General features: G+C 63.2%; 30 protein-coding genes and 1 tRNA gene. 10 read left to right on the top strand and 21 right to left on the bottom strand.

Annotated features, from left to right (window positions below; translation table 11 throughout):
- Nucleotide 1 precedes the first annotated feature (1 nt).
- A complete protein-coding gene (locus tag ACSSV3_RS00880; protein ID WP_354325034.1) occupies nucleotides 2-478 on the top strand; it encodes an SUF system Fe-S cluster assembly protein in 477 nt (158 codons plus the stop codon).
- Complete coding sequence (locus ACSSV3_RS00875; RefSeq protein WP_354325035.1) at nucleotides 478-843, top strand: HesB/IscA family protein; 366 nt, start codon at nucleotides 478-480, stop codon at nucleotides 841-843. Before ACSSV3_RS00880 ends, ACSSV3_RS00875 begins: the two co-directional genes overlap by 1 nt.
- 301 nt (nucleotides 844-1144) lie before the next feature.
- Here ACSSV3_RS00875 and ACSSV3_RS00870 read toward each other — a convergent pair whose 3' ends face one another.
- From ACSSV3_RS00870 to ACSSV3_RS00860, 3 genes are all read right to left on the bottom strand, one after another.
- The gene (locus ACSSV3_RS00870) at nucleotides 1145-2089 is read right to left on the bottom strand and encodes a hypothetical protein (protein ID WP_354325036.1); all 945 of its coding nucleotides are present in this window, start codon (nucleotides 2087-2089) and stop codon (nucleotides 1145-1147) included.
- Between the two features lie 72 nt (nucleotides 2090-2161).
- Nucleotides 2162-2545: a hypothetical protein gene (locus ACSSV3_RS00865; protein WP_354325038.1), complete on the bottom strand. Its 384-nt coding sequence runs from the start codon at nucleotides 2543-2545 to the stop codon at nucleotides 2162-2164.
- Nucleotides 2542-3231, bottom strand: coding sequence for an EI24 domain-containing protein (locus ACSSV3_RS00860; protein WP_354325040.1), 690 nt, complete (start codon nucleotides 3229-3231; stop codon nucleotides 2542-2544). Before ACSSV3_RS00860 ends, ACSSV3_RS00865 begins: the two co-directional genes overlap by 4 nt.
- 122 nt (nucleotides 3232-3353) lie before the next feature.
- Between ACSSV3_RS00860 and ACSSV3_RS00855 the strand changes: the two genes are divergently transcribed.
- Nucleotides 3354-4355: an adenosine kinase gene (locus ACSSV3_RS00855; RefSeq protein WP_354325041.1), complete on the top strand. Its 1002-nt coding sequence runs from the start codon at nucleotides 3354-3356 to the stop codon at nucleotides 4353-4355.
- A 5-nt stretch (nucleotides 4356-4360) separates the two neighbouring features.
- Here the strand turns inward: ACSSV3_RS00855 and ACSSV3_RS00850 are convergent, their stop codons facing one another.
- The 4 genes from ACSSV3_RS00850 to purD form a co-directional block, all read right to left on the bottom strand.
- Nucleotides 4361-5179 carry a hypothetical protein gene (locus ACSSV3_RS00850; protein WP_354325043.1) on the bottom strand — a complete coding sequence of 273 codons (819 nt, stop codon included), beginning with the start codon at nucleotides 5177-5179 and terminating at the stop codon, nucleotides 4361-4363.
- 124 nt (nucleotides 5180-5303) lie between these two features.
- Nucleotides 5304-5696, bottom strand: coding sequence for a hypothetical protein (locus ACSSV3_RS00845; RefSeq protein WP_354325045.1), 393 nt, complete (start codon nucleotides 5694-5696; stop codon nucleotides 5304-5306).
- Between the two features lie 51 nt (nucleotides 5697-5747).
- Nucleotides 5748-6773: a RhuM family protein gene (rhuM, locus tag ACSSV3_RS00840; RefSeq protein ID WP_354325046.1), complete on the bottom strand. Its 1026-nt coding sequence runs from the start codon at nucleotides 6771-6773 to the stop codon at nucleotides 5748-5750.
- 56 nt (nucleotides 6774-6829) lie between these two features.
- Complete coding sequence (gene purD / locus ACSSV3_RS00835) at nucleotides 6830-8122, bottom strand: phosphoribosylamine--glycine ligase (protein WP_354325047.1); 1293 nt, start codon at nucleotides 8120-8122, stop codon at nucleotides 6830-6832.
- Here purD and xseA point away from each other — a divergent pair.
- Genes xseA through ACSSV3_RS00815 form a run of 4 tightly spaced genes read left to right on the top strand, consistent with a single transcriptional unit; the run spans nucleotide 8121 to nucleotide 11723 of the window.
- Nucleotides 8121-9587 (top strand): exodeoxyribonuclease VII large subunit, encoded by a 1467-nt coding sequence (gene xseA / locus ACSSV3_RS00830; RefSeq protein WP_354325048.1) that lies wholly within the window; start codon nucleotides 8121-8123, stop codon nucleotides 9585-9587. The two genes, purD and xseA, sit on opposite strands and share 2 nt — an antisense overlap.
- 24 nt (nucleotides 9588-9611) lie before the next feature.
- Nucleotides 9612-9815, top strand: a complete 204-nt coding sequence (locus tag ACSSV3_RS00825; protein WP_354325050.1) for a DUF2093 domain-containing protein — start codon at nucleotides 9612-9614, stop codon at nucleotides 9813-9815.
- 11 nt (nucleotides 9816-9826) lie between these two features.
- A complete protein-coding gene (locus ACSSV3_RS00820; RefSeq protein ID WP_454184729.1) occupies nucleotides 9827-10762 on the top strand; it encodes a M23 family metallopeptidase in 936 nt (311 codons plus the stop codon).
- A gap of 1 nt (nucleotide 10763) precedes the next feature.
- Nucleotides 10764-11723 (top strand): esterase-like activity of phytase family protein, encoded by a 960-nt coding sequence (locus ACSSV3_RS00815; protein ID WP_354325054.1) that lies wholly within the window; start codon nucleotides 10764-10766, stop codon nucleotides 11721-11723.
- 76 nt (nucleotides 11724-11799) lie between these two features.
- Here ACSSV3_RS00815 and rpmB read toward each other — a convergent pair whose 3' ends face one another.
- Entirely contained in the window at nucleotides 11800-12087 is a 288-nt protein-coding gene (gene rpmB, locus ACSSV3_RS00810) for a 50S ribosomal protein L28 (RefSeq protein WP_354325056.1), read from the bottom strand.
- A gap of 129 nt (nucleotides 12088-12216) precedes the next feature.
- On the opposite strand from rpmB, the gene ACSSV3_RS00805 reads away from it, so the two are divergent.
- Nucleotides 12217-12672 (top strand): nucleoside deaminase, encoded by a 456-nt coding sequence (locus ACSSV3_RS00805; protein ID WP_354325301.1) that lies wholly within the window; start codon nucleotides 12217-12219, stop codon nucleotides 12670-12672.
- A gap of 137 nt (nucleotides 12673-12809) precedes the next feature.
- On the opposite strand, the gene ACSSV3_RS00800 is transcribed toward ACSSV3_RS00805, so the two are convergent.
- The 13 genes from ACSSV3_RS00800 to ACSSV3_RS00740 form a co-directional block, all read right to left on the bottom strand.
- Nucleotides 12810-13493, bottom strand: a complete 684-nt coding sequence (locus ACSSV3_RS00800; protein ID WP_354325058.1) for a ribonuclease T2 family protein — start codon at nucleotides 13491-13493, stop codon at nucleotides 12810-12812.
- A 115-nt stretch (nucleotides 13494-13608) separates the two neighbouring features.
- Nucleotides 13609-14061 (bottom strand): hypothetical protein, encoded by a 453-nt coding sequence (locus ACSSV3_RS00795; RefSeq protein WP_354325059.1) that lies wholly within the window; start codon nucleotides 14059-14061, stop codon nucleotides 13609-13611.
- Nucleotides 14058-14930: a carboxylating nicotinate-nucleotide diphosphorylase gene (gene nadC, locus ACSSV3_RS00790; protein WP_354325060.1), complete on the bottom strand. Its 873-nt coding sequence runs from the start codon at nucleotides 14928-14930 to the stop codon at nucleotides 14058-14060. The genes ACSSV3_RS00795 and nadC overlap by 4 nt, the downstream gene beginning before the upstream one ends.
- A 101-nt stretch (nucleotides 14931-15031) precedes the next feature.
- Nucleotides 15032-15838 carry a LytR/AlgR family response regulator transcription factor gene (locus ACSSV3_RS00785; protein ID WP_354325061.1) on the bottom strand — a complete coding sequence of 269 codons (807 nt, stop codon included), beginning with the start codon at nucleotides 15836-15838 and terminating at the stop codon, nucleotides 15032-15034.
- Nucleotides 15835-17085 (bottom strand): sensor histidine kinase, encoded by a 1251-nt coding sequence (locus ACSSV3_RS00780; protein ID WP_354325063.1) that lies wholly within the window; start codon nucleotides 17083-17085, stop codon nucleotides 15835-15837. Before ACSSV3_RS00780 ends, ACSSV3_RS00785 begins: the two co-directional genes overlap by 4 nt.
- 86 nt (nucleotides 17086-17171) lie before the next feature.
- Entirely contained in the window at nucleotides 17172-18188 is a 1017-nt protein-coding gene (locus ACSSV3_RS00775; protein WP_354325065.1) for a M48 family metalloprotease, read from the bottom strand.
- Nucleotides 18188-18913, bottom strand: coding sequence for a DsbA family protein (locus tag ACSSV3_RS00770; protein ID WP_354325066.1), 726 nt, complete (start codon nucleotides 18911-18913; stop codon nucleotides 18188-18190). Before ACSSV3_RS00770 ends, ACSSV3_RS00775 begins: the two co-directional genes overlap by 1 nt.
- 35 nt (nucleotides 18914-18948) lie before the next feature.
- A complete protein-coding gene (locus tag ACSSV3_RS00765; RefSeq protein ID WP_354325068.1) occupies nucleotides 18949-20316 on the bottom strand; it encodes a M48 family metalloprotease in 1368 nt (455 codons plus the stop codon).
- A 92-nt stretch (nucleotides 20317-20408) separates the two neighbouring features.
- On the bottom strand, nucleotides 20409-22118 hold the full coding sequence (locus ACSSV3_RS00760; protein ID WP_354325070.1) for a PAS domain-containing protein: 1710 nt from the start codon (nucleotides 22116-22118) through the stop codon (nucleotides 20409-20411).
- A 126-nt stretch (nucleotides 22119-22244) separates the two neighbouring features.
- Complete coding sequence (locus tag ACSSV3_RS00755; protein WP_354325072.1) at nucleotides 22245-22682, bottom strand: DUF2141 domain-containing protein; 438 nt, start codon at nucleotides 22680-22682, stop codon at nucleotides 22245-22247.
- The gene (locus ACSSV3_RS00750) at nucleotides 22682-23455 is read right to left on the bottom strand and encodes a sterol desaturase family protein (RefSeq protein WP_354325074.1); all 774 of its coding nucleotides are present in this window, start codon (nucleotides 23453-23455) and stop codon (nucleotides 22682-22684) included. The genes ACSSV3_RS00755 and ACSSV3_RS00750 overlap by 1 nt, the downstream gene beginning before the upstream one ends.
- A gap of 45 nt (nucleotides 23456-23500) precedes the next feature.
- A complete protein-coding gene (locus ACSSV3_RS00745) occupies nucleotides 23501-24004 on the bottom strand; it encodes an MmcB family DNA repair protein (protein WP_354325076.1) in 504 nt (167 codons plus the stop codon).
- A 51-nt stretch (nucleotides 24005-24055) separates the two neighbouring features.
- Nucleotides 24056-24433, bottom strand: a complete 378-nt coding sequence (locus ACSSV3_RS00740; protein WP_354325078.1) for a hypothetical protein — start codon at nucleotides 24431-24433, stop codon at nucleotides 24056-24058.
- A 469-nt stretch (nucleotides 24434-24902) separates the two neighbouring features.
- Here ACSSV3_RS00740 and ACSSV3_RS00735 point away from each other — a divergent pair.
- A tRNA-Arg gene (locus tag ACSSV3_RS00735) sits at nucleotides 24903-24979 on the top strand.
- A gap of 531 nt (nucleotides 24980-25510) precedes the next feature.
- Nucleotides 25511-26134 (top strand): class I SAM-dependent methyltransferase, encoded by a 624-nt coding sequence (locus ACSSV3_RS00730; RefSeq protein WP_354325080.1) that lies wholly within the window; start codon nucleotides 25511-25513, stop codon nucleotides 26132-26134.
- The last annotated feature ends 37 nt before the right edge of the window (nucleotides 26135-26171 follow it).

Below are 26171 nucleotides of genomic sequence, written 5' to 3'. Positions count from 1 at the left end.
AATGGACAGCTCAGCCGATCAATCGGACATGACAGTCAGCAAACCACCCCGCGCGCGGGTGGAAGATGCGATTGACCACGATAGCGCGCCCGATAATTCCGCCCCGCGCAGCCGCGATTACCTTGATGGTTTTCTTGCGGCCAAGACCGGCAATGCGCCGACAGGCGGCGATGGCAGCGATTTGCAGGCCGATGTGATCGCGGCCCTGCGCGAAATCTATGACCCGGAAATCCCGGTCAATATCTACGATCTCGGCCTGATTTACGGGGTCGAGGTCGATGATGATGCCGATGCCATCGTCACCATGACGCTGACGACGCCGCATTGTCCGGTGGCCGAATCAATGCCGGGCGAGATTGAACTGCGCGTGTCATCGGTGCCGGGGATTCGCGATGCCGAGGTGGTTCTGGTATGGGATCCGCCGTGGGGGCCGCACAAGATGTCGGACGAAGCCCGGCTTGAACTGGGAATGTTGTGATGACCGAAACCACCACCAAACCGCGCCCCGCGCCCAAGGCGGCGGTGATCCTCACCCCCGCTGCCGAGGAGCGGATTGCCGATCTGATGGCCAAGGCGCCCGCGGATGCCATCGGGGTCAAGCTGTCGACCCCGCGCCGGGGCTGTTCGGGCCTCGCCTATTCGGTCGATTACGTCACCGCCGAAGCGAAGTTCGATGAGAAGATCGTGACGCCCGGCGGTGTGTTCTACATCGACGGGGCGAGCGTGCTCTATCTGATCGGCAGCATCATGGACTGGCGCGAGGATGATTTCACCGCCGGGTTCGTGTTTGAAAACCCCAACGCCAAGGGTGCCTGTGGCTGCGGCGAAAGTTTCATGGTATAAACAGCGGTATGGCTGACAGAGACCAAGCAGAGCGCGATATTCTGAGCGGTTTGGCGCAAATTGCAACCGGGTTTGGGTTGCTTGCTGTTGCAGCCCTTGGCGCAATGGCTACGCATAAGCAGGGTGCGAGGCCTGACCAGCGGCCGGGCACACGGTCACTGGACGAGCTTCTTCGTCAACGCCCGACCCCGCGACGCAAACCGCCCGAGAGCGGACTACCCGTTCCTGCTATCCCGCCGCGCGGTCCGCTACCTATGCAGGGTGGCGCTGCCGCCCAGTTGGATTTTGACAGCTAAGGCACTCAGGCTTCCGCCGCCAGTCGCGCGATCAGACGGCTTTCCAGTTCATCGACTTCGCCATCGGCATCGATCATCTTTTCAAGCCATTCGTTCTCGAAATCGGTCACGACTTCGCCCGCTGCTGCCTGCGCATCGTAATCCGGCCCGGGCTTGGGCTTCTTGCCGAACACCTTGCCGAAATGGTTCGACACCTGCGGCGCTTCACGCGCGACCCGGCCCATAAGCCGGCCCATGCTGGCGCTGTTGTCGGCGATGAAGCCTTCCAGCTCCAGCTTGCGTTCGTGGCTGACCTGCGCGTTGGAAAGCGTGAAGCCTTTGATATAATTGGCAACCCCGTCGATGAACAGATTATCCCACTCGGGCGAGTTTTCCTCCGCGATGGTTTCGTCCTTCAGCCGGAACAGCATTTCGGCGTCAAACCGCGTCACGGCGGCGGGGCCGTGGCCGCCGCTGGCGAAGATCACCCGGCGGATGATCCGGCATTCGGCCGCGCTGATATGGGCCGCGTCAAGCGTCCCGCCGCAGCGGGTCGCGCCGGAACCTGTGATGACGGCACGTTCGACCTGATCGAGCACGTAATTCTTGAGCCGGTCGGGCGTATTTTCAGCGCGTTCAATGATCCGCACCAGCGTTTCCAGTTCGACCATGCTTTCGACCACGCCATCGGAATCGATCTGGCGGATCAGCCAGGCGGCTTCATCATCGCTGCATTGCAGGCGCGGCGGGGCGGCGTTGAGCACAAATTCGCCGATTGCCTCGACAAAGAAATCGCACCATTCGGGGCTACGGTCGCGCAGCGAATTGTTGAGCGCAAACAGCGCCTCGGCCTCGGCGCGGGTGATGATGCCATCGCCCCAGCCTTCGCGGCGCAGGCTGATCAGCTCTTCTGACGTAACCTGCCCGTCAGCCGCAGCGCGCTGCGCGAAGTCGATGAATTGCGTGGTCATGGCGCAGTCAAATCCCCTAGTTTGGCAATGCGTCATGCCACCAACAGGCTTAAGACGGGGTTACCAAGGGGATTATCGGGTTTCCAGTTCGCGGATGCAGGCGCCCTGATCGACCGTCGCCCCACCTTGGCGCAGTCGCGCATCGACATGGGTGGCGGTTGGCTCCGCCCCGGCGCTGAGCGGGTAGAGGAAGATATCGAGCACGCAGGATGGCCCGGCAAATTGCAGCTTGCGCGCGTCGCCTTCGGCAAGATCGATGCGCGGCGCACCGAACCGGCGGGTAAGCGCGCCTGCGGGCGATCCGATCACGCCCCCTAGCCCTTGTGCCGCCATCACCTGCGGCACCACCACAATCGCGCTGCGCGGTGCGGCGCGGTCAGCGGCAGGCCTCGCGCCGCCCACGCAGCCGGACAGCGCCAGCCCCAGTGCAGTAAGAGCAATCACGCGCCGGATCATCGCGGCCCGCCCGCCTGCTCCAGCCGCCGCAGCACCAGATGCGCGCCCGCCGCCGCGCCAATGATCGGAGCGATCAGGTTCACCAACGGCACCAGCATCAACCCTGCAACCGCCGCGCCCAGCAGCATCCGTTCGCCGCGCCCCGCCGGATTGCCCACCTCATCACCCGCGCAATGACGCAGCCACGCCATGTCGGTCAGTTCGCGCCCCAGCAGCACGGCATTTACCGCCAGAAACACCAGCGCCGGGCCGATCCCAGTGAACATGACCAACCCCGCAACCGGCAGCGCCAGCGCGTTGTAGCCCAGTGCCCTGCGCAGTCCGCGCAGCGAATTGGTCAGATCGCGGCGGAATGGCAGCGCGCGCGCCGTGGCCGCCAGCGCCGGATAATACCGCGCTTCGACCGCCGCCACGACCTCGTCGGCGAAGAACTGCAGCACCGCCAGCGCCACAATCCGGAACAGCAGCCACACCGCGATCGGCACCAGCACCAGCGCAAACAGCACGGCCCACCCCCCGTGCGCGCCCAGCCTTTCGCCCAAGGCGGCAAGCCCGAAATAGAACCCCCCGCCCAGTCCTGCGAACAGCGCCAGCGTGATTGCGATGCTCTTGATCGCCACCATTACCACGGCGCGGTCGGCAAGCTGGCCAATGGCTTTGGCAAGAGCGGCGGGAACAGCGGACATGGGGCGGGAAATGCGGGCAGCGCCGCGCGAAGTCAACGCATGCGAACCGCACCGCACACAGGTCTTGGCGCGGGCCAAGAAGGCGGCTAGGCGGCGCGCAAGCGCTATTGAAGGAACTTGCCGTGCCCGAAACCACCCCGCCCCGTTATGACGTGATCGCCATCGGCAATGCCGTGGTCGATGTGATTGCTTCGTGCGAGGAGGAGTTGATCGACGAACTCCAGCTCAATCGCGGCGGGATGACGTTGATCGACGAGGCGCGGGCTGATGAACTTTACGAAGCCATGCCCCCGGCGCGCGAATTGTCGGGCGGGTCTGCGGCCAACACGCTTGCTGGCCTTGCCACGCTTGGCCTGCAATGCGCGTTTATCGGGCAGGTTTCTGACGATCAGCTGGGCAAGGTGTTCCGCCACGATATGCGCGCCACCGGGATCGATTTTGATACGCCCGCGCGTGAAGGCGAACCTGCCACCGGCCGCGTGCTGATCTTCGTCACCCCCGATGGCGAGCGGACGATGAACACCTTTCTTGGCGCGGGCCAATACCTCCCCGCCGCTGCATTGGACGAAGATCTGATCGCTTCGGCGGCGATTCTCTATCTCGAAGGCTACTTGTGGGATCCCGAGGAACCTCGCCGCGCGATGCGCCGCGCGATCGAAGTGGCGCGTGCGGCGGGCCGCAAGGTTGCCTTTACCGCTTCGGAAAGCTTCGTGATTGACCGCCACGGCGATGATTTCCGCGCCATGATCGAAGACGGTGTGATCGACATCCTGTTCGTCAACGAAAGCGAACTCGCCACCCTGACCGGCGAAGCTGATTTCGAAGCGGGCCTTGCGATGGTCGCGGGCAAGGTGCCGGTGCTGGTCGCCACCCGCAGTGAAAAGGGCGCAGTCGCGATTGCCCATGGTGAGCGCGCCGAGGTTGCCGCGGTGCCGGTGATCAAGGTGGTCGACACCACCGGCGCGGGCGATCAGTTCGCCGCCGGGTTCCTGTCGGGCTATGTCAAGGGCGAACCGCTGACGCGCTGTCTCAAACGCGGGGCGATTGCCGCGTCCGAAGTGATCGCGCATTACGGCCCGCGCCCTGAGGCCGACATGGTCGCGCTGATGGCAGAGCGGCTTTAAAGGGCTCAGGCGGGCTGCGCGGCGCGCTTGCGCGGTGCCTTGCCTGCCTCCCAACCGAACCATGCAGCCGCCCCGCCTGCGACAACACCCAGCGCGAGCGATACAGCCGGCGGGATTGCCGCATAGACGCCAAATGCGCTGCCGATCAGCGGGATTGAGGGTGCAAACCACATTACCGCCGCCTGCGCGCCCATGAAGGCCGAAGCGATCAGCCATGGGGCACCGTGCTTGCGATCCATCGCATAGAGCCCCAGCGCGAACAGGATCGCGAGGCCATCGCTGATCACGATGACGTCGAGCACAACGCGCGGCCCTTCGCTGCCGATGACATTGAACCACGGCAGATAGTCGAGGATGACGCGGCTGAAAGGCGATTCAAACAGGATCAGCGGTGTCGCCAGCATGTAACCAGCGTGGAGCTTCACATTACGGCGGTGTTTGAGCGCGAGATAGAATAGCGTGAGATAGGCGGCGATGGCGATTGCCATTCCGATCCCGAACGCCGGCCCAAGCAGGGCGATGCCCTCATCCCCGCCAGCGGAATACCGCGTGGCCGAAACGTTGATGATCATCACGAAGCCGAGAATCAGAAACGGAAACAAGGCAAAACTCGCCAACCCCATCTGCTTGTGCAGCGCATTGTGACGGCGGTGGATCGCCACGTGCTGCGCGATCAACAGCAGCAGCCAGGTCATCGATGAAATTGCATGGACATGAAACGCCGTCGGCACCCCATTGGCTACTGAAAAATAGCTTGCCCAGAAGCCCGTCAGAATGACCAGCAGGACAGCACCTACAAAATAATGTGCGTTGCGATATGGCATCGAGACCCCCCTTCTCGAATGCGACCGGGGAGCGGCATAACACCTTTTGCGGCAATCGGCAAAACGCGGGGATGCCGCGCGCCTATACCAGCGCGCTGCAATGCTGACGCGACACGCGTTGGTATTACTCGTCCGGCACGTATCCGGCCTTGCGCAGCGTCACCATGTAGCGCGCGATCTGGTCGATCTGTGGGCGGGTGAGGGTGAAGTCCATGTCCTCGGGGTAATTATGCGCCTCGGCCAGCCAATCGGCGAGCGACTTTTCGGACAGGCCCCGCCGGTTGGCAATCGCGGCAAAGCTGGGCGAGGCCGGATTGGGCGACAGGAACGGCGGTTCAACCGCATGACACCCGCCGCAGGCCGCCTCGACGAAAGCAGGCGCGCGGGTGTCGGGCGAGGGCGAAGTGGATTTGCCCACCATCGGCGGTGGGTTGCCAGTGCCTGCAGTCTGGCAGGCGGAAAGCGCCAAGAGCGGGGCGGCTAGCAGGATGATGGCGCGAAGGGAGTGCTGGGTCATGCTTACCTTATCCGCCCACGGTGGGTGTGCGTCCTTGATCGTGATCAATTTCTATTTGTCGCGGCTTTCCCTCGGCAGCTTCTTCTGTGCTGCTTTAATTTCGGCGATTGCCCGGTCAGCTTCAGCCTTCCTGATCGCTTTTTGATTGGCTTTGAATCTGCTGAATGCTGTTTCAGCTCTGCGCTTGGCATCGTCCATCGAGATTTTACCCCCATGACTGAGCACGACGCGCCCAAGGCTGCGCAATTGCTTATCGAGAATAGCCTCTGCTTGGCTCATAAGAGTTAGGCGGCCAAGGTCAGCCTGATCTTCGAAAATATCGAGAAGGATTGTTGTCAGGCGATTCAGCTCTCGAATTTCGGCCTCACCAAGATAATTCTTGGAGATTGTCACATCGGTCTTTCGAATGTTCTCATTCGGCCAAGCTCGAAGCCCCATGTTTTCTGCAGATCCATCGGCTCGAGAGTGGATCACTTCAGCGGGAGTTTTACTGCAGACTGCATAGATTAATTTGGCCTGAGTCTTCTTATAGAAATCCCTCCACTTTGGCGAACTCCCATCATAGTCTTGACATAGGGCACAGATCGCCTTCAACTCGCTGTAAACATTTGCTTCATCCGAACGGATGTCCCGAATGATCTCTTTGAGTTCAGCGATGCGATCGCGATACGCAGGATTTTTCAGCCGAGGGGCGTCGATGATGAACCCCTTGGTCGCGAACTGGACTAACTTATCGGTTGCCCACTTCCTAAAGAGCGTAGCCTGCTTGGAGGACACACGGTAACCGACAGAGATCACCATATCGAGGGAGTAGATTGCGGCCGGACGCCCCAGACTTGTTTGCGTTTTCCGCAAAGAAGTCGAATCCAGCTCACCTTCTTCGAGAATATTGTTGATATGCCGCGATATTGTCGAGATGTCTCGCCCGTAAAGTGCAGCGATCTGGGCTTGTGTCATCCACAGTTGCTCACCGGCATAGCCGACCTCGACGTGAAGTCCGGTTCCGTCAGAATAAACGAGAAACCGATCCCCAGTGTCTTCATCCTCTTGCAGATGAACGGGCTCCAATTCCGACATACAACCTCCGCGAACAAATGCAGAACAATAGGCCAGTTTGCCCCGCTTGACCAGTCCTAAGTAGAAGTTTTTCCACGTTCCCGCGCCACCTCCCGCCAGCCGATGTCGCGGCGGCAGAAGCCGGATGCGAAGGCGATCCGGTCAACCGCCGCATAGGCGAGCCGCTGCGCCTCGGTTACGCTCGCGCCCATCGCGGTCACGCTCAGCACGCGGCCACCGCTCGCCACCAGCGCGCCATCCACAAGAGCGGTTCCGGCATGGAACACCTTCACCCATTCATGGTGCGGCCCGCCCAGATTGATTGCGCCGCCCTTGTCCGGGCTTCCGGGATAGCCCTTGGCCGCCATCACCACTGTGAGCGCGGTGCAGCCTTCGAATTCGGGCGATTCCTCGTCCAGTTCATCCAGTGCGCCGGTAGCGCACAGCCACATCATGTTTGCCAGGTCATCACGCAATCGCATCATCAGCACCTGGCATTCAGGGTCGCCAAAGCGGGCGTTGTATTCGATCAGTTTCGGCCCCTCGGCGGTCAGCATCAGGCCTGCAAACAGCACGCCTGAATATGGCACCCCATCCGCGCGCATCCTTGCCACCGTCGGCTCGATAATCTCGGCCATGACGCGCGCCTGCAATTCCGGCGTCAGCACCGGGGCGGGGGAGTATGCGCCCATGCCGCCGGTATTGGGGCCGGTATCGCCGTCGCCCACGCGCTTGTGATCCTGCGCAGAACCGAACGGGATGATGGTGGTGCCATCGGTGAGCGCGAAGAAGCTCGCCTCCTCGCCGTGCATGAACTCCTCGATCACCACCTCGGCCCCGGCCGCGCCGAAGGCTCCGGCGAACATGTCGGCGAGCGCGGCCTCGGCCTCGGCCAGCGTTTCGGCGATCACCACGCCCTTGCCTGCTGCCAAGCCATCGGCCTTGAGCACATAGGGCGGCTGGAACCGGGCGAGCGCGGCGCGGGCTTCTGCCAGCGATGCGGTGCGGACATAGCCTGCGGTCGGGATGCCCGCGCGGGCGCACAGGTCTTTGGTGAAGCCTTTTGATCCTTCCAATTGCGCCGCTGCCTGCGAGGGGCCGAACACCGGCACCCCGGCGGCGCGCAGGCTGTCGGAAAGCCCGTCCACCAGCGGCGCTTCCGGCCCGATCACCACGAGGCCGATCGCTTTGGCTTCGCAAAAGGCGATCACCGCGCCGTGGTCGCTCGCGTCGAGCGCCGCGCATTCCGCCTCCTCGGCAATGCCGGGATTTCCGGGGGCAGCGTAAAGCCGGGTGCAGGCGGGGGATTGCGCCAATTGCCATGCCAGCGCATGTTCGCGGCCTCCCGAACCCAGAAGCAGGATATTCATGGCCCCTCCGCCGATACACGATGATGATGCCGGGCTGGTAGCGCGCTCGCGCGGCGGGGACAACGCGCAGCCGCTCACCATTAGCGAAATATCCGCGTTGCTGAAGCGCACGGTCGAGGATCGTTTCGGCTTTGTGCGGTTGCGCGGGGAGCTTTCGGGCGTGAAGCGCGCCGCGTCCGGCCATTTCTATTGCGCGCTGAAAGATGAAGGCGCGGTGATCGACGGGGTGATGTGGAAGGGCAATGCCCAGCGGCTCGCCTTCCGCGCCGAAGACGGGCTGGAGGTGATCGCCACCGGCAAGCTGACCACCTATCCGGGCCGGTCGAAATACCAGATCGTGATCGATTCGCTCGAATTGGCGGGCGAGGGCGCGTTGCTCGCGCTGCTGGAGAAGACCCGCGCAAGGCTGGCGGCGGAAGGCCTGTTCGCGGATAGCAAGAAGCGCCGCCTGCCGTATCTGCCCCAAGTGATCGGGGTGGTGACATCGCCGACCGGCGCGGTGATCCGCGATATCCTCCACCGGCTGGCGGATCGCTTTCCCACCCATGTGATCGTCTGGCCGGTGCTGGTGCAGGGGCAGGGCGCAGCCGATCAGGTGGCGGCGGCGGTGCGGGGCTTTTCGGCCTTGCAACCCGGCGGCCCTGTCCCGCGCCCCGATGTGGTGATCGTGGCGCGCGGGGGCGGGTCGATCGAGGATCTGTGGAGCTTCAACGAAGAAGTGGTGGTGCGCGCCATCGCCGAATGCACCATCCCGGTAATCTCGGCGGTGGGGCATGAAACTGACACCACACTGGCCGATTTCGCCGCTGACCGCCGCGCCCCCACACCCACGGCGGCGGCGGAGATGGCGGTGCCGGTGCGCGCTGATCTGGCGATGACGCTGGCCGATCTTGGCGCCCGGCAACGGCGCGCGGTCTATCGCCCGGTCGAAATGGGGCGCGAACGGCTGGCGGCGCGCGCGCGGCTGCTGCCCCGGCCCGAGGCGTTGTTGCAGGCGCAGACGCAGCGGCTGGATGATCTGGCGGAGCGGCTGCGGCGCGGCCTTGGCGAACGCTCGGCCAAGGGGCGCGAGCGGCTGGCGGGCGTTGCGGCGCGGCTATCGCCCAGCCTGCTGACGCGGAGTGCTGCCGAAGCGGCGCGGCGGCTGGATCGGACGCGGCTGACGCCTGCGCTGATTGATCGGCCTTTGCGTATCGGCACAGACCGGCTTGCGGCCCTGACGCGGGTAATGAGCCAGCTCCACCCCGAAAAACCGCTGGAGCGCGGCTATGCGATCATCCGCGATGCTGGCGGCAGGGCGCTGACCACCCGCGCAGAGGCCGCGCGTGAGGCGGCGCTGGTGCTGCAATTCCGTGATGGGCAGATGGACGCAGTGCCCTCTGGCGCTGCGACCACGCCTACACCGCGACCAGCCCCCAAACCGCGCCCCGCGACCCCGCCCAAGCAAGATGATTTGTTCAGCTAGCCACTCGATGCTATGGTTCGCCCCATGCTGATGTCTTCTTCCGATAAGGCCGCCAAGCTTCACTACGGCCCCTCCACCTTCCGCGTGCTGCGCCCCGGCGCGCACGTCTATTGCGCGGTCAGCGGCGAAGCGATCGAACTGGCCGAATTGCGCTATTGGAGCGCCGAGCGGCAGGAGGCCTATGCCTCATGCGAAATCGCCACGCGCCGCCTGCTGGATCAGGCTTGATCTGATTGATTATGCGCTGCGTTGCTGTTGCTGTGGGTGCGATTGCCCTTGCCTTGTCGGTAAGTTGTTCCGGGGGTGACAGGGCCGGGGCGCAATCGCTTGCCGCTGCGGACACGCCGACGGCGATCCCCAAACCTGCTCTACCCAACGCACCCGCAGCCGCGCCAACGCCGCAAACCGACATTGTCCCTGCCCGTTTCACATTCGCAGGAGAGCTGACCCAAGGCGGCTGGATCCGCGGGCGCATCCCGGCGGGGGCCGTGTCCGCGCGACTTGGCGATCAGCCGCTTACATTTGACACCGAAGGGCATTTCTTCGCCGCGTTTGATCGCGATGCGGGGCCGGAAGCGGAACTGGCGGCCACCTTGCAGAACGGGCGCGTGGTGACCACCGCGCTCACCATCGCGCCGCGTGCCTGGCAGATTGAACGGGTGAATGTGGCGCGGCGTTCTGGCGGTTCCAGCGAAGCGTTCATGAAGCGCCGCCGGCCCGAACTGGCCCGCATCATCGCCGCGCGCGCGATTGACACTGGCGCGCAAGGCTGGCGGCAGCAATTCATCTGGCCGGTGCGCGGGCGTATTTCTGGGCGGTTTGGTTCGCAACGCATCTATCGCGGCGAACCGGGCAGTTATCATTCGGGCATCGACATTGCTGGCGGCGATAATGCCACCTTTGTTGCGCCAGCCGATGGCGTGGTGGTGCTGGCGACGGATAGGCCGTTCAGCCTTGAAGGCTATCTGCTCATCATCGATCACGGCAACGGCCTCAACAGCGCGTTCCTGCACAATTCGGCCATTCTGGTGCGCGAAGGGGATGCGGTGCGCCAAGGCCAGCCGGTTGGCCGGATCGGCGCCAGCGGCCGGGCCACGGGGCCGCACCTGCACTGGGGTATCAAGTGGCGCGATGCGCGGCTCGATCCGTTGCTGTTTACCGGGCCGATGAACTGACATGCGCGCCATCGGCAGGCTGACTGCGGCGCTGGCCGTGGCCCTGCTGTGCGCACCCGGCACGTGGCTGCGCAGCGCGGTTGAACCGGCGCTGCCGCGCGATATTACCGCGACCCTGATCGTCGACGCAGCGCCAACCCCTGTGGCCCAATGGGAACTGGCGGGCGTCTGGCAGTATCGCGCGCAAAGCGCCCATTTTGGCGGTTTTTCGGCCATGTTCGCGCTGGAGCAGGGCAGGTTCTTTGCCTTCACCGATCGCGGCTTTCGCATGACCTTCACCGCGCCTGATCTGCCCGCGCCGCGGATGGCCATGAGCCGCCAAGCGGTTCCGCCGGGGCAGGAATATATCCTGACCGACATCGAATCCGCTACCCGCGATCCCGCGACCGGCTCTTACTGGCTTGGCTATGAACAGGTGCACACCATTCAGCGCAGCACCATCGCCGGTCGCTCTGACGGGGTGCGCGATCTGCGCGATGCGGTTCGCTGGCCGGATAATTCCGGGATCGAGGCGATGGTGCGGCTGGCCGACGGACGCTTCGTCATTGTGCCTGAAGGCCGGCGTGAGGGCCTGATCTTCACCGCTGACCCGGTTGGCGGCGGAGCGCCTGCCACCTTCCGCTTTCGCTCGCCCGCCAAAGGCTATGAGGCAACCGATATGGCGCAATTGCCTGATGGCCGCCTGCTGGTGCTGATGCGCAAGCTGGCGCGGCCATCACGCACCGTCTGGCCGCCGTTTTCCGCGCTGCTGGCAATTGGAAAGCCCCCGCAGGCAGGCGGCGAGTTTGCGCCCGGCATCACCCTGCCGCTCGATCGCGTGATCCCGCGCGAGAATTACGAAGGGCTGGCGCTGCGTCCGCGCAAGGATGGGCGGGTCGATGTGTGGGTGATGTCGGACGACAATTTCTCGATCATCCAGCGCAGCTTGCTGGCGAAGCTGGTGTTCGACCCGCAGATATGACGGCGCAAACGAAAAGCGCCCGGGAAATCCCGAGCGCCTAATCGATTGGCTTGCGCGTCCCGAAGGACAGCCGAGATTACGCCGCCGCTTGGGCCTTAACCAGCTCACGCTTCACTTTGAGCGCACCCGCCGACAGCTTTTCGTCGCTGGTCTTGAGCAGCCAGTTATCCAGCCCGCCATTGTGCTCGACCGAGCGCAGCCCGTGGGTCGACACGCGGAACTTGAAGCTGCGATCCAGCTTTTCGCTCATCAGCGTGACGTTCTGCAGGTTGGGCAGAAACACGCGCTTGGTCTTGTTGTTGGCGTGGCTGACATTGTTGCCAGTCATGCGGCCCTTGCCGGTCAGTTCGCAGATGCGAGCCATGGTCTGTCTCTTCTCGTAAAAATCGGGTCTAAGCTCGGGCCTAGACAGGGAAAGCGGCGCGCATAACGGGGCGGACCCGAATCGTCAAGCAAGTTGCGCGGCTGCGCTGCCCCGGCTAGCCCGGCGATGATGACGATCTGGCCGCTTCCCTTGCCGATGCAACGTGCCCTCGCCGCCGCGCGGGCGGCCGCGCAGGCGGGCGAGGTGCCGATTGGCGCGGTGGTGGTCAAGGATGGGGTGGTGATTGCCGAGGCGCATAATTCCCCGCGCACCGATCGCGATCCTACCGCCCACGCCGAGATTCTGGCGATTCGCCGCGCGGCGCAGGTGCTGGGCGATGAACGGCTGAGCGATTGCGAGCTGTGGGTCACACTCGAACCCTGCGCGATGTGCGCCGGTGCCATCCAGCATGCCCGCATCGCCCGCCTCTACTACGCCGCGAGCGATCCCAAAGGCGGCGCGGTGGAACACGGCGCGCGGGTGTTCGACCAGCCGCAATGCCTGCACCGGCCCGAAGTCTATAGCGGCATTGGCGAGGCCGAGGCGGCGGCAATGCTGCGCGGGTTCTTCAAGGAGCGGCGGTAGAGCATCGTGCTGAAAAGTGGGAACCGGTTTTCAGCTTTTTACGATGCGACAACAAAGGCCAATGTTTCACGTGAAACATTGCGAATACGCCAGTCGAGACAGGGTCTAGCAGGGGTCTAACCGCAGCCTAGACCAGCCTATAACCCCCGCCAGATTTTCGCCGCCGCCCCATCCTTCGCCCCCCATCGCGCCGCCGGGCAGCGCACCGGGCGGAAGGTCTTGGCGTAGCATAGCCGCACTTCCTCCAGCCAGCCGCGTTCGTTCAGCTTAACGCCGATGGCGCTTTCGGGAATGCCCGGATTGGCATCGGCAAAGGCGGCGCGGATGCGGCCTGCGGTGAGGCTGTCTTCGCGGCTGATGCGGTCGTAATCGGGGATGCGTAAAGACTCCCACAGGATGCGCGTGACCTTGAGATACGCGTCAGGGCGTTTGACCATGCAGCTGCCATGCTTGGCCCACGCCCGCGCCACGAGCTGCGGTGAGGGCATCATGCACAGCGCGCTGCGCACCTGCGCCGGGGTCAGCGCCGCGCCCGCATCGCACCATTGCGGCCAGCTTTGCCCGCTTTCGGGCCACAGCCCATGCACCACGAGGCCGAAGCTGCCGTTGCTGCCCGAACATTGTACCGCATGGGCGCGGGCATCCTTGCGCGGTTTGCAGAACTCCGGGCTCCAGCTGAGTGCAAGCGTATAGCCCGTGATCGGCATCACCCGGCGCGGGCCATCGGGCGCAATGCGCGGAACGGTGCTGACCTGCGGCGCGCGGCATTGATAGGCCTGCGCGTGGGCGATGGACGCACTTGTGGCCAGAAGCATCGTCATTGCGAGGAGCCGCAGGCGACGAAGCAATCCATCGACCGATGCGTTCCGCAGGGCCCCCGGTTCATGGGTCGCCGCGGGGCTGCGCCCCTCGCGATGACGAGGGGCTGTGGGGACGTTATTCGAACACCGCAACCTCATCGCCTCCCTTGTGGGCAAACCAGCCACGCGCGTCCGGAGCAAACAACAAGATGACAGCCACCAGAAAGGCCATCCTCGTTCCGTAGAGATTCCAGAAATCGAGCAGGCTCATTTCCATCGTCATGGGCAGGCGAGCGGTGTCGAGTTGCATCAAGAAAGTCAGCGCACCCCACGCCGTCATGATGGTGATCAGCCAGCGCGCCACCCTGCTGCCGAACAGCCAGATCGCCACGACCGGAATGCACAGGATCGTGAACTGCGCCGACAGCAAGACGATCATTTCATCACGCGAAATCTCGGTTCCGAAGAGGATAATTTGATGACGATGCAGCTTTGTCAGGTTGTCAGCCAATTGCCATGCCCCCACGCTCAGGAAGGTGACGGCAAAGACATTGATCGGCCAAGGCCGCGACCCCTTGCGCCACTTCATACCGGCTTGAAATCCAGCCCGATATCCGCCGCAGGCGCGCTTTGCGTCAGCCGCCCGACCGAGACGTAATCGACCCCGCTCGCGGCCTTGGCTGCGATTGTTTCAAGGTTTACTCCGCCGCTCGCCTCGGTCGGCACGCGGCCTGCGACCAGCGCCACGGCCTCGGCCAGCGTTTCGGGCGACATATTGTCGAGCAACAGGTGGTGCGCGCCTGCTGCCAGCGCGGGTTCGATCTGGTCGAGCCGGTCAACCTCGCAGATGATCCGCGCCACGCCAGCATCGCGCGCGCGGGCCACCGCCTCACCAACGCTGCCCGCCACCGCAACGTGATTATCCTTGATCATCGCCGCGTCCCACAATCCCATGCGGTGGTTCTGCGCGCCGCCCTGGCGGGTCGCGTATTTCTCCAGAAAGCGCAGTCCGGGAATGGTCTTGCGGGTATCGAGCAGGGTGCAGGCGGGGTTGCCATCCGGCCCGCGCATCGCGGTGACATAGCCTAGCGTCATGGTGGCAATGCCCGACAGGTGCTGCACGATGTTCAATGCGCTGCGCTCCGCCGTCAGCAGCGCGCGGGCCTTGCCTTCGATCCGCATCAGATCGGTGCCGGCGGGCACCTTGTCACCATCATGCGCGAGGCATTCGATTGTGCAATCGGGGTCGAGGTGACGGAAGAATGCCTCGGCCAGCGGCAGGCCTGCAACGACAATCGCATCGCGGCTGTCCATCACGCCCGAAAACCGCGCATCGGCGGGGATCACGCTCTCCGAAGTGACATCGCGTCCGCCGCCGGGCAGGCCTTCTCCAAGGTCTTCGGCCAGCGTTTCGCGGATGAATTTGGCGAGGTCGAAACCGGGGAGGGTGAAGGTCACAAAACAACTCCGCTCGCCCTGAGCCTGTCGAAGGGCTGTCTTTCACTTTGTTAGAAGGAAAAGCGGTGCTTCGACAAGCTCAGCACGAACGGGGTTGGGGGTCAGTGAACAAATCTGGCCACCACATCCCGGTAAGACCGCGAAACCTTCACTTCCGCGCCCGATTCCAGCACCAGAAAACACTCACCATTGGTGTGTGGCTTCACCTGCCGCACCAGATCGAGGTTGACGATGGTCGAACGGTGCACCCGCTGGAACTTGCGCGGGTCGAGCCGCCGTTCGAGGTCCTTCATCGTTTCGCGCAGCACCAGCGAATTGTCGCCGGTGGAGATGATCATGTAATCGCCCGCCGCCTCGATATGTTCGATGGTGTCAACTTCGACCCGGAAGATCTGGCCGCGATCCTTGATGTTGATCAGCTTTTCAAAGCGATCGGCGCTTTCAGGGGTGGAGGAGGCAGTATCGACGAAATCGGCCGCCCGGTCAGGCGCAACTTCGGCCAGCACATCGAGCAATTGTTCGGCATCTTCGGCCGATTTCTTCTCGGCAAGGCGATGGCGTACGCGTTCGATGGTGTCGGCAAGCCTCTGTTCGTCAACCGGTTTCATCAGGTAATTGACCGCGTTGGCTTCAAACGCGCGGATCGCGTGTTCCTCATAGGCGGTGACGAACACGAACAGCGGGGGTTCGATCTCCATCACGCCCTTGACTACCGAAAACCCGTCAAATCCGGGCATCTGGATATCAAGGAACACCAGATCGGGCTTTTGCGTCTTGATCTTGCGGATCGCCTCACGCCCGTTGGCGCAGGTGTCGATGATCTCGACATCTTCAAACGCGGCGAGCCGCAATTGCAGGCCCTGAACGGCGAGCTTCTCGTCGTCGACGAGGATGGTTCTGATGGTCATGCTGGGGTTCCGAAGTTGCGTTGCGGGGGGGTGATGGCGATGACGTTGTCGCTCGTGCTGGCAGCAGCGGATACCGCCGCTGGCGCAGAGCGAGATTGGGGTTGGGCGGCGTCTTGCCTGATGAATGGAATCTCGATCATCACCGTAAAGCCGCCGCCGGCTTCCGAGCGCGTTTCGAACAGGTGATTTTCGCCGTAGGCCTGCCGCAGGCGGTTGCGGATATTGGCAAGGCCAACCCCGGTGGAGACCGGGCGGCCCGGCACCGGGTTGGCATCGATAACCGCCCGCAAATCGCCATTATCGCGCGTCAGATAATGCAGCGGCTCATCCACGCCGGGGCCGGTATCTTCAACCGTCAAGCGCAGCCGATCACCGATCACCCGAGCGGTGAGCGAGATGCGCGCGCCTTCTTCCTGCGCGCTGACCGCATATTTGATCGCGTTTTCGACCAGCGGCTGCAACAGCATCGATGGCAACCGCGCCGACAAGGCGGCGTCATCAATGTCGAAATGGGTGCGCAGGCGTTCTTCAAACCGCATCCGTTCGATGTCGAGATAGAGCTGCAGCGTCTCGATCTCCTGCTCCAGCGTCACCTGACTGCCGGGTTCCGCCACCAGCGTGTGGCGCAGAAAGCCCGATAGCCGGGTGAGCATCGCATTGGCAGGCCCGGTCTGTTTGAGCAGCACCAGCGTGCTGATCGAATTCAAGGTGTTGAACAGGAAATGCGGGTTCAACTGGTAACGCAGCATCGCCAGCTGCGCGGCGGTTGCCTGCGCTTCGAGCCGTTCGAGCCGGTCAGCCTGCTGTTCCACGGTGAGGAAGAAATTGATCGCGTAATACAATGCGCTCCACCCGCCCAGCAAGGTCAGCGGCAGATAGAGCAAGCCGATCAGCCGCTGCGCAAAGGTGGTCTCGCGGCTGGCGGCGTAATAGATCCCCTGCACCCATGCATCGATCGAGGCGTGCAGCACCACCGCCACCAGCAGCACCAGCGCGGTCAGCCCCCAGGTGACAAACGGCTGTTGCCGGATCAGCTGGCGATAGATCACCGACAGGATCAGGCTGATCGAAAAGCCGGTGATGGTGGTGACAAGGATCAGCGTCAGCAGATCGAGCGGCTGGCCATTTGCCAGCGCCGATGCCGCGCGCAGCAGAAATGCCGCGCCCCAGCCAGCCAGCTGGAGGTTCCAGAACGCCCGGTTCTTGCTCGCAAAGAACGGCGCAGCCTGGATCTGGAGCACTGCCATAGCCGGAACGTCCTAAACGATTTCGCGGCGGTCCGCACCGCAAATCGCGGCGGCGGGCGCGGGCCAGCCACGGTTGGGCGCAGCGATCATTTGCCGGGCTTGGCCGCAAGGCCGCCTGAAGGGTCGATCTCGCGGCGGAAATGCCTTGCCCAATCAGCCCGGCCCTCGCGCGCCATGGCCTCGGCGATGATCGGCAATTCGGCGGCGATGAATGCCGCGCGCTCGTCCCAGCCATCGTGTTTGCGCACTATCAGGAACCCGGCGGCGTGCCGTGATCCCCAGCGGGTCATGAAGGTGACGGCGGCGGCGGGGTCATAGCCCGCATTGGCGAGCAGCCACGGGATCAACCGGTCGGCTTCGCGTTCGATGCGGCGCACATGGCGGCGGCTGCGCCCGTTCCGATCAAGCCACGCGTCATGCCCCAGCACATTATGCGCCAGTTCATGCGCGACCACGCCGGCGAAAACTGCTTCGTCATAGGCGAAAGCGGGAAAATCAATGCCGATCACCACGCGCGCGCCGTCAGCCACGGCGGTCTTGCCTTCGCCCATAAGTTCGAACCGGGTGGTGCACACCTCAACCGGCTGAACGCGCGCTTCGCTGCCATCGGCAAAGCCAACCGCGATGCCGCCATGTTCGGTCAGCATCGCGTCGATATGATCATGCGCCCACACCAGTCGCTGCCAATCCATCGCCGGGCCTGCTGCGGGCCATTGATTGGGATCGAGCCGTTCGAGCCGGGTGATTTCACGGTTGCGGGCAAAGGCACCCGCTCGCGCGGCGGGCGATCCGCGTGCGGCGGTCTGCACCGCAAAGTCACCGTTCAGGCCGATCGCCGTCCGGGCAATCGCGGGCGCGCCGTAACTTGCCATGTCCTGCAATTGCAGCCCGATGGATGGCACCAAGCGGGGGCAGAACCCGGCATTGCCGCGCACCAATTGCCAGCCGACGTCTTGCAGGCGCTGGTCGGCGTCCTGATAGTGAGCAATCGCAGCGCGTTCAGCGGCGTAATCGATCGCGGCCGATTCAGATTGAGCCGAAAGCGGGGCGGCAAGCAGCGCGGCCCCGATTAGCCCCCCAGCCACCCCCCGGCTGGCGCGCATCAGCCCGCCTTGTCCCCGGCAATCGCAGCCTTGAGCTTATCGTAACCCACCGCACCGCTAATCGGCTTTCGCCCCGCAATCCATGCCGGGGTGCCGGTGAAACCGAGCGACTGGGCGAGATCGTAATTGCGCGCGATCTCGGTCGTCACAGCCTGCGACGCCGCATCCGCCTGCGCGCGCGCCATATCCAGCCCCGCCGCCTGCGCAGCCGCGGTAACATCGCCGGTGCTGAACATCGCGTCGTGAAAGGCGCGGTATTTGCCTTGCATTCCAGCGGCAAGCGCCATGCGCGCGGCCTGTTCACTGCCTTCGAAGATCGGCCATTCGCGCACCACGACCATAAGATCGGGATCTTCGGCCACCAGCCGGTTCACATCCTTGAGGCTCGCCTCGCAATAGGGGCAGTTATAATCGGTAAACTCGACCAGCACCTTGCTGCCCGACGGGTTGCCGATCACCACGCCGGGGAAGGGGGTGAACAGTTCTGGCCCCATATCGGCCAGCCGCTTTTCAGCCTCCTGCGCCTCATAGGCTTCGACCATTTGCGGCAACATATCGGGATTGCCGAGCATGAACGCGCGGGTGCGGTTATCGGCGAGGCCGGAATAAGACCACACCGCCGCGCCCGCAAAACCGAACACCAGCGCCAGCAACGCCGTCAGCAGGGTATGACGCAAGGTCGAAGGCGCGGCGTGGTTCGTTTCAGGCAGGGGCGTGGTGGACATCGGGTTTCCGTCAACAACAGGGGGTGGTCATCAGCCTAGCGCCGGTCGCGCAGCTGTTCCAGTTCGCTGCGCGCCTGCAGGGCAATATCCTGTGCGCGGATCCAGTCGGCTGAACCATAGGGCAGGTTCGCCTCGGCCGCCTGCGCGTTTTGCAGGGCCTCGGGATAGCGGCGGCTCATCACCTGCTGTTCGGCGCTGGCCAGCCGCGCGCGCGGAATATCGCCGCGCGCGGCATAGACCACGCCCAGCTGATACCAGGCGAAGGGATTGTAGCGATCTTTCTGCACCGCCGCGCGCAGCACGGTTTCCGCCTCGGCGAAATTGGCTTCATCCTCGGTCGCGATCAGCGCATGGCCCAGCATTCCAGCGATCAGCGGATGGGCGCGGGTGATCTCGGTCGCGCGGCGCAGCGGGACGAGCGCATCACGCGGGCGCCCGGATTCGAGCAGCACCTGCCCCTTGAGTTCGAGGAACCACGGATTGTCAGGCTCGGCTGAAAGCAGCGCATCGGCCTCGGCCAGCGCCATGTCGACCTGCGCATCCTTGTGGTAGGCGTAGGCGCGCGCATAGCGGGCGGGAATGCTGGTGTCGCTCGGCGGGAAATAGGTCAGCGTGCGGCGCGGTTCGGCGAGAAAACCGTAAAGCTTGGCGCGGGCACGCATGAAGCGTTCCTGCAATTCAGGATCGGGGGGAACGCCCCACGCCGGGTCTTCTTCCAGCAGTCCGCGCAAGGTCTGAATCCGGTCGCCCGACAGCGGGTGGGTGCGGGAATAGGCGGCTTCATCCGACTGGCTATAGCCCCGGCGAATCTCGTTGCCGCGCAGCCGTTCGAAGAACTTGAGCATGCCGCGACCAGAAATACCCGCTCCCGAAAGGTAGCGCGCCCCGGCAAGATCGGTCGAAGCTTCCTGATTGCGATTATAAGCCAGAAAGCTGCCCATCGCGGCCTGCTGCCCAGCCATCACCGCACCCAGCGCTGCATCGCTCGATCCGGCCAGCGCCGCACCAACCCCCAGCAACAATGACAGGATGGAGATGTTGGTCGCCGCCTTTGTCCGCTCATTGAAGCGGATCACGTGACCGGCGGTGATGTGGCCCAATTCGTGCGCGAGCACGCCCTGCACCTCGTTGGCGGTTTCAGCTTCGTTGATCAGGCCCGAATGGACATAGATTGCCTGCCCCCCGGCCACGAAGGCATTGATCGAACCATCATTGATCAGCACCACGTCGACATTGTCGGATTCAAGCTCCGACGCTTCGACCAGCGGGGCGACCATGTCGGCCAGCAATTGTTCGGTTTCGGCATCGCGCAGAATCGATTGCGCCGCGACCGGCTGAAACGCGGCCAGCGCGCTCGCCAGCAAAGCGAAGACGTAAGCGACAAGGTTAGGGCGACTGCGCATGCTGCCATACCTACCGCGTTTCTGCCTGAACTCAAACTGAAGCGGTTCGCAAGGTGAACCGGAATGGCCGGAAAGCGCCCTAGGTTCTGCGCCTAGCCAAACAGCTTGCGCGCCGCGCGTTCGATCTGCGCGATGTCTTCGGGCACTTCGGCGAGGATTTCCGCGCAGCCGGTTTCGTCACGGCGGATCAGCGCCAGTGCGAATTCGGGGCCTGCGCCGTCGAGTTCTTCGAGCATGATCGCGTCGAGCGCGCGCAACTGCTGCGCCAGTGCCTCACGCACGGCGGCGGGATCGTCAACCGGCTTGCCCTGCTCTTCGCGGCGCATCCGGCGTTCGGCCTTGACCACCGCTTTCACCCCGCCTTCGGTTTCGGCAAGGAAATCGGCCAACCGCCCGCGTTCAAGCCCGATCCGATGAGCATGGGACAGCACGGCGGCATATTCGGTCAACCGGGTCTTGTCGTAATCATGCCCGAACACCAGCTTGACCACCGGGGTCATCGGCGCACGTTCCTGCACCGTCAGCCCGCTTTCGGCGACCAGTTCGGCATAGTCATCCGGCGCAGCCTCGGCGGCGAGCGCGAAGTCGTAAGCGCGGCTGACCGCAGCATAAAGCGCGCTGCGGCTGCGGTCTTCGGTGGTGTCAGCGGTGCGCGCCAATTCGCGCGCCGAAGCGAGGCAATCGTAAATCCCGGCATCGGCTGGCAGTTCTGCGACGAAAGGCGCGTCATCATCATCGTCATCGGCGGCGATGGCGGCGTAATCCGTATCAACGCTGGCATCGACATAGGGATCAAGCGCGAACTCCGAAGGGTCGATCGCCTTTTTGACCGGCGGTTCGATATAATCGGCGAGGCTGGCAAAGCTGTAGCCGGGGCTTTCGGCCTCGCCTTCGTCCTCGTCATATTCCTCATCATCGTCGTCAAGGCCGAAGTGCCTGAAATCGGGCTGCGGCAGGTCGGCAGGGGAGGCATCCTCCGACGGCGCAGCATCAAGCGGCGCGACATTGGCGAAATCATCGTCACCATCATCCGCATAATCGCTGGAAAGCTCGTCAGAAAACTCGGATACAAACGCAGCAGAGCCGGTTTCGGCGGGCATATCGTCGGCTTCGTGCGCGGGAGAATCCGCCCAATCGGTGACGGGATCAGCGGCGCGTAGCGGCTGTTCGGAGTCCACTTCCAGATCAGCCCCCAGCTCCAGCGCCTGGTCGATTTCGAGCAGCAGTTCATCAGCGGTCAACTGGTCAGCCATTTCTTTCCAGTTGATCACGCCATAGATGAAATCGATCGTTTCATCATCGCTCGAATAGGGCAGCAGGATGCCGCGATACAGGATCGCCGCGCCGCGTTGATTGACGAATTCGGCTTCGAATCCGATCGGGGCCTGATTGGCGAGGATCTGCATGTAGTGATCGGTAATGCGGCTCAGCAACGAGCGCGGCGGCACGTCCGAAAGACGGTTGATCGCCTTGCCGTCAGAACTGCATTCGCGCGCCAGCGTTTCGCCAACGAAACGCACCACCGGATCATCAATCCCCAGCGAGAAATCGAGCAGCACGCTATAGGGGCCGAAATCGGGCAGGTGCGCCGGTTCAAGATCATCGATATTGGGGAACATCCGTTCACCCAGCAGGCTCGCCCAATGATTATAGGCGCGCACCTGCATCCGGCGTTCGTCCTGCCCGATCGCTTCGGGCGGCGACACGCGGTTGCTTGCCGGTTCGGCGCTTTCCTCATCGGATGCGTCCCAGCTCCGATCAGCAGAATCGCCGTGGTCGAAGGTGCCGCGCAGAGTGTCCATGGCTGTCATTCGCCCCTTGTGTGAACAATTACCCGGCCGTTGTGGCGCGGCGTGGTAAACATCACGTTAAGCGATCGGCGGATTTGGCGGGGTTAATAGGCCCTGACCCTAGAGAAAATCCTGACCCTAGAGGAAATAACGCATCCTGATGGAGACGCGGCTGAGGCCTTCTTCAATCTTGAACACCGCATCCTTGAATTTGGGCGGCGCCATCCTGACCGGTGCATCGCGCGAAAAGCCATAGCCTTCCTTAGGCATCATCCCCAGCGCGCGGTCGGCCTTGCCATTGTCATTCTCGTCATGCAGCAGCGCGATCGCATAGTCGCCGGGCTTTACCCCGGAAAAGCGGATCTCGATTGTCTCGCCGGCTGGCACCACCGTGCGGTGCGCGGTCGGATCCTTGATGCATTTGGGGAATATATCTTCGCGGGTCGTCATGCAGGCGCGCACCACGCCTTTGGTTGACCTGAGATCGGTGACGGAAATCACCACATCGCCCGCCAGCGCGGGGCCTGCCGCGGCAAGCGCGCCGCCACCAGCCAGCATCAGCGCTATGAGCCTCATCAAACCGCCGCCTCGCGCCCATGTCCGGCCGCTGCGACGATCCGCTGCGATAATCCCTTGTCGGTGCCGCACAAACGGTCCCAGACGCGGAAATATAGTCCGAAATTGCATCCATATTCCTCATGATGGCGTTCGTGATGGCTGGCCGTTATCAGCCACTTGCCCAATGGCGAATGAACAACCCAGCGCGGAAACATTTCCCACCCCATGTGATTGGTGACCCCCATCACCGTCGCCACCGTCAGCACCAGTCCCAGCATTGCGATATTGATCGGCACGAAAAACACCAGCAGCGGCACCACCACCGCGCCGGTCAGCGCCTCGATCGGGTGAAAACTCATCGCGGTCCACGCGGTTGGCGGGCGGCTTTGGTGGTGGACGGCATGGGCGATGCGGAACCAGCGCGGCTGATGCATCCAGCGGTGTGCCCAGTAAAAACAGGTGTCCTGCACCGCGAGGTAGATCAGCACCGACAGTGGATGATACCACCATGGCAGCGCGGCGAAATCGGCGGTGATGTGCGTCCATCCGAGGTGCTGCCAGCCCCACAACACGATCCCCGCCGGCGTGCCGTAAATCGCTGCCGACAGCATCGACCAGCGCACTTCGCGCATGATCTGCTGCCCGCGCCCGGCATAGAGGCCAGGCCGCACCCGCGCGGTGATAAAGGCGAACAGCCCGCTCGACAGCATATAGCGCAGCGCGACGATCAGCGTCACGGCGCAGCTGACGATCAGCAGCGCAAGCGGGACGGGCAGATCAGGCGGAAGCATGACGGCAGGCTATGGAACAAATCGCTGCGGCGCGACACAATAATATCAGCCGCGCACACCGGTTGCCGCGGACAGCGGGTCGATCAGCCCCGCGTGCCGCCGCATCGCCATCCGCGCCAGCCGTTCAACCTCGACCTTGCGCCGCGCCGGGGCCAGCGGAGCCAGCGCGGCCGGGCGCAGGATTTCGGCATCATAGCCATCGGCAACGATCACGCCGCAGGTTTCGGGCCGGTAAGCCTCGCTCTCCAACGGGCTGCGATCCAGCCCCGGCGGCACCCCCCAGAAGAACCGATCGCAAAAATCGAGGTAATCGGGCCATTTGGTGTCGCCCAGCAGATCAGCCCGCGCAACCTTGATCTCAACGATCACCACCAGCCCCTTGGCATCGATCCCCATCAGATCGGCGCGGCGACCATTGCGGATCGGCACTTCGCCCAGGCACCAGATATCGTTGCGCGCGAACAGCCGCCCGATCCCGCGCGCGACATCGCCAGCGGTCAATCCCGCCAGCGGCGGCGAATCAGCGGATGAAGAATGCGCACCAGCCATGGCGGCAAAATGGAACAGAGTGGGAACGCAGTCAAGCCGGACAGATTTGCGTCAGCCATCCCCATCGGTATGCAGCACCGCCAGCAGCGCGCCGCGTGCGGCATGGAACTCGCGCCACAGCGCCAGCGCCGGGGCGCCGGTGTCCTGCCCCCGGTCAGCAAGCGTCGCCAATGCAGCCATTCCGCTGCCCAGCATCGCCGCGACATCCTCGATCCCTTGGCTCAGCAAGGTGTGCTGCCATGATTTGGCGTTGGCGATCAACTGGCCAAGCGCAGGGGTAATCTGCGCAGGTTCAGCAGCGATTCGGGCGAGCTTTGCCAGCTCCTGCGCCTGCCGGTGGAGGGCAAGCCACTCCGCCTCGATTGCCGCCGCGCCAGGCAGGGCCGAATCTATTCGGGGCAAGGTCGTTTCGGGCGGGAGCGTAGCCATCGGGTAAATCTAACCGCCGCACCTTGCCGATTGGTTAAGCCGGGCCGTGCCAATCCTGCGCCCAGACGAGTCTGGCCGCCGCAAGGGAACAATTGTGTAGCGCCGCGCCCACGCTATTGCTAAGCGCCGCGCCCACAGGCAAAATTGCCGCGCGACGCATGGCCCATGCACCCGTAGCTCAGCTGGATAGAGCGCTGCCCTCCGAAGGCACGTGTCAAGGCCGGTTTTTCGGGCATAAATATTTTCAAACTTCTGTAAACAAGTGATATTTTATACTTGGTGGGGTTGCGCTCAGCGCAAGATGTGTCCGCCGTAAGCAGGCTGTAAGCACATCCAGCGGGCGGCTGCTTTGAACGCGTGCGAGCAGGCACGGATCGCCTCGGTCAACTGAATGAACCTTTAGGTTTCCAGCGGGTCGTCGGAAGTCGTTGACCAACAGGCCCCGGAACGGCTAGTCGGGCGTCGCGAAGCACCCGTAGCTCAGCTGGATAGAGTGTCGCCCTCCGAAGGCGAAGGTCACAGGTTCGAATCCTGTCGGGTGCGCCAATCAATTGAAATATATGGAGAATTGCACTCTCTGGTGCGTTCCGGGTTGTCAGGTTGCAATGTTGTGCCTCAACGATGGAACCGCTCTTAAGGCGCTCTACTTCGACAGGTGCGTTGCAATCCCCGCCAAGATGGCAACGGTAATCTGCAATCACCTAAGGAAGAATGATCAACGGCCGACTGCGCTCCGCAGTAAGGACGGGTCCTCTTTTGGGAAAGAGTCAGCGTAGCCGCTGAGAGTTATCATGACCGCTGCTGGGCAGTTTGTCGCATTGCCGCTCCTATCCGCGAATAGGCCGAAGCCGCCTGTCGGGATTCAAGTACTCGCCGCAGGGCTCCCTGTGGCGCAAATAAAGCGGGAAGCAGGCGCGAGCCAAGACCCGACGATGATACGCGTGCGGATCGCCTTGCTGTGAACGAGGGTGCTCGATTGCTGTGAGATTGCATATGCCAATCGACACAGCGGTGAGGCATGCCATCCCGCGTTGTGGTTAAGGTGGCCCATTAGATGCAAATTTCAGGAATTTCGTGATGACAGACCAGCAGCAGGATCACTGGGAACGGGTTTATACTGAAAAGATGCCCGGCGACGTGAGCTGGTTTCAGCCCGAGCCGAGCGACACTCTCGCAGTGCTCACCCGCTTTGCAGTGCCTACCACACGTGCCTTCATAGATATTGGGGGCGGTGCGTCGAACCTTGTTGATGCACTCCTGGCAAGGGGGTGGAGCGACCTGACAGTGGTCGATATCGCTGGATCAGCGTTGAAAGCATCACAAGACCGGTTGGGCGATGAGTCAGCATGCGTCCTATGGGAGATCGCCGACATCACGGCCTGGCACCCTGCGCGCCGCTATGGTGTCTGGCACGACCGGGCGGTGTTCCATTTCCTGACCGAGCCCGAGCAGCAGGCGGCCTACCGTCAGGCTTTGCTGGCCGGCACGACGACTGATACACTGGTCATCATCGCCACCTTTGCGCCAGATGGCCCGGAAAAGTGCAGTGGCCTGCCAGTCTGCCGGCATGATGCTGCCAGCCTCGCGGTGGCGTTGGGCAGTGAATTCTCCCTAGTTGATGACTGGCGCAGCGAACACCGCACTCCTTGGGGCGCAATCCAGAAATTCAATTGGTGCGTTTTCCGGCGAAACACCGGCTGAGTCTGTCGCATGCAGACAGAACAATTGCTGCTCTGCA

Source organism: Porphyrobacter sp. MBR-49 (assembly GCF_053628655.1).
Note: the sequence above shows the minus strand (reverse complement) of the source record. Positions and strands in the feature narration are given on the sequence as shown.

What these genes read in the sequence shown, in the direction of transcription:
- ACSSV3_RS00870 (WP_354325036.1), bottom strand. Translation starts at nt 2,089, where the DNA reads ATGACCACGCAATTCATCGACTTCGCGCAGCGCGCTGCGGCTGACGGG.
- purD (WP_354325047.1), bottom strand. Translation starts at nt 8,122, where the DNA reads ATGAATATCCTGCTTCTGGGTTCGGGAGGCCGCGAACATGCGCTGGCA.
- ACSSV3_RS00860 (WP_354325040.1), bottom strand. Translation starts at nt 3,231, where the DNA reads ATGTCCGCTGTTCCCGCCGCTCTTGCCAAAGCCATTGGCCAGCTTGCC.
- rpmB (WP_354325056.1), bottom strand. Translation starts at nt 12,087, where the DNA reads ATGGCTCGCATCTGCGAACTGACCGGCAAGGGCCGCATGACTGGCAAC.
- ACSSV3_RS00805 (WP_354325301.1), top strand. Translation starts at nt 12,217, where the DNA reads ATGACGATCTGGCCGCTTCCCTTGCCGATGCAACGTGCCCTCGCCGCC.
- ACSSV3_RS00845 (WP_354325045.1), bottom strand. Translation starts at nt 5,696, where the DNA reads ATGACCCAGCACTCCCTTCGCGCCATCATCCTGCTAGCCGCCCCGCTC.
- ACSSV3_RS00775 (WP_354325065.1), bottom strand. Translation starts at nt 18,188, where the DNA reads ATGCGCGCCAGCCGGGGGGTGGCTGGGGGGCTAATCGGGGCCGCGCTG.
- ACSSV3_RS00795 (WP_354325059.1), bottom strand. Translation starts at nt 14,061, where the DNA reads ATGAAGTGGCGCAAGGGGTCGCGGCCTTGGCCGATCAATGTCTTTGCC.
- ACSSV3_RS00865 (WP_354325038.1), bottom strand. Translation starts at nt 2,545, where the DNA reads ATGATCCGGCGCGTGATTGCTCTTACTGCACTGGGGCTGGCGCTGTCC.
- ACSSV3_RS00765 (WP_354325068.1), bottom strand. Translation starts at nt 20,316, where the DNA reads ATGCGCAGTCGCCCTAACCTTGTCGCTTACGTCTTCGCTTTGCTGGCG.
- ACSSV3_RS00740 (WP_354325078.1), bottom strand. Translation starts at nt 24,433, where the DNA reads ATGGCTACGCTCCCGCCCGAAACGACCTTGCCCCGAATAGATTCGGCC.
- ACSSV3_RS00755 (WP_354325072.1), bottom strand. Translation starts at nt 22,682, where the DNA reads ATGAGGCTCATAGCGCTGATGCTGGCTGGTGGCGGCGCGCTTGCCGCG.
- ACSSV3_RS00800 (WP_354325058.1), bottom strand. Translation starts at nt 13,493, where the DNA reads ATGACGATGCTTCTGGCCACAAGTGCGTCCATCGCCCACGCGCAGGCC.
- ACSSV3_RS00815 (WP_354325054.1), top strand. Translation starts at nt 10,764, where the DNA reads ATGCGCGCCATCGGCAGGCTGACTGCGGCGCTGGCCGTGGCCCTGCTG.
- ACSSV3_RS00780 (WP_354325063.1), bottom strand. Translation starts at nt 17,085, where the DNA reads ATGGCAGTGCTCCAGATCCAGGCTGCGCCGTTCTTTGCGAGCAAGAAC.
- ACSSV3_RS00745 (WP_354325076.1), bottom strand. Translation starts at nt 24,004, where the DNA reads ATGGCTGGTGCGCATTCTTCATCCGCTGATTCGCCGCCGCTGGCGGGA.
- ACSSV3_RS00820 (WP_454184729.1), top strand. Translation starts at nt 9,827, where the DNA reads ATGCGCTGCGTTGCTGTTGCTGTGGGTGCGATTGCCCTTGCCTTGTCG.
- ACSSV3_RS00785 (WP_354325061.1), bottom strand. Translation starts at nt 15,838, where the DNA reads ATGACCATCAGAACCATCCTCGTCGACGACGAGAAGCTCGCCGTTCAG.
- ACSSV3_RS00825 (WP_354325050.1), top strand. Translation starts at nt 9,612, where the DNA reads ATGCTGATGTCTTCTTCCGATAAGGCCGCCAAGCTTCACTACGGCCCC.
- ACSSV3_RS00875 (WP_354325035.1), top strand. Translation starts at nt 478, where the DNA reads ATGACCGAAACCACCACCAAACCGCGCCCCGCGCCCAAGGCGGCGGTG.
- ACSSV3_RS00770 (WP_354325066.1), bottom strand. Translation starts at nt 18,913, where the DNA reads ATGTCCACCACGCCCCTGCCTGAAACGAACCACGCCGCGCCTTCGACC.
- ACSSV3_RS00880 (WP_354325034.1), top strand. Translation starts at nt 2, where the DNA reads ATGGACAGCTCAGCCGATCAATCGGACATGACAGTCAGCAAACCACCC.
- xseA (WP_354325048.1), top strand. Translation starts at nt 8,121, where the DNA reads ATGGCCCCTCCGCCGATACACGATGATGATGCCGGGCTGGTAGCGCGC.
- rhuM (WP_354325046.1), bottom strand. Translation starts at nt 6,773, where the DNA reads ATGTCGGAATTGGAGCCCGTTCATCTGCAAGAGGATGAAGACACTGGG.
- ACSSV3_RS00760 (WP_354325070.1), bottom strand. Translation starts at nt 22,118, where the DNA reads ATGGACACTCTGCGCGGCACCTTCGACCACGGCGATTCTGCTGATCGG.
- ACSSV3_RS00730 (WP_354325080.1), top strand. Translation starts at nt 25,511, where the DNA reads ATGACAGACCAGCAGCAGGATCACTGGGAACGGGTTTATACTGAAAAG.
- ACSSV3_RS00850 (WP_354325043.1), bottom strand. Translation starts at nt 5,179, where the DNA reads ATGCCATATCGCAACGCACATTATTTTGTAGGTGCTGTCCTGCTGGTC.
- ACSSV3_RS00750 (WP_354325074.1), bottom strand. Translation starts at nt 23,455, where the DNA reads ATGCTTCCGCCTGATCTGCCCGTCCCGCTTGCGCTGCTGATCGTCAGC.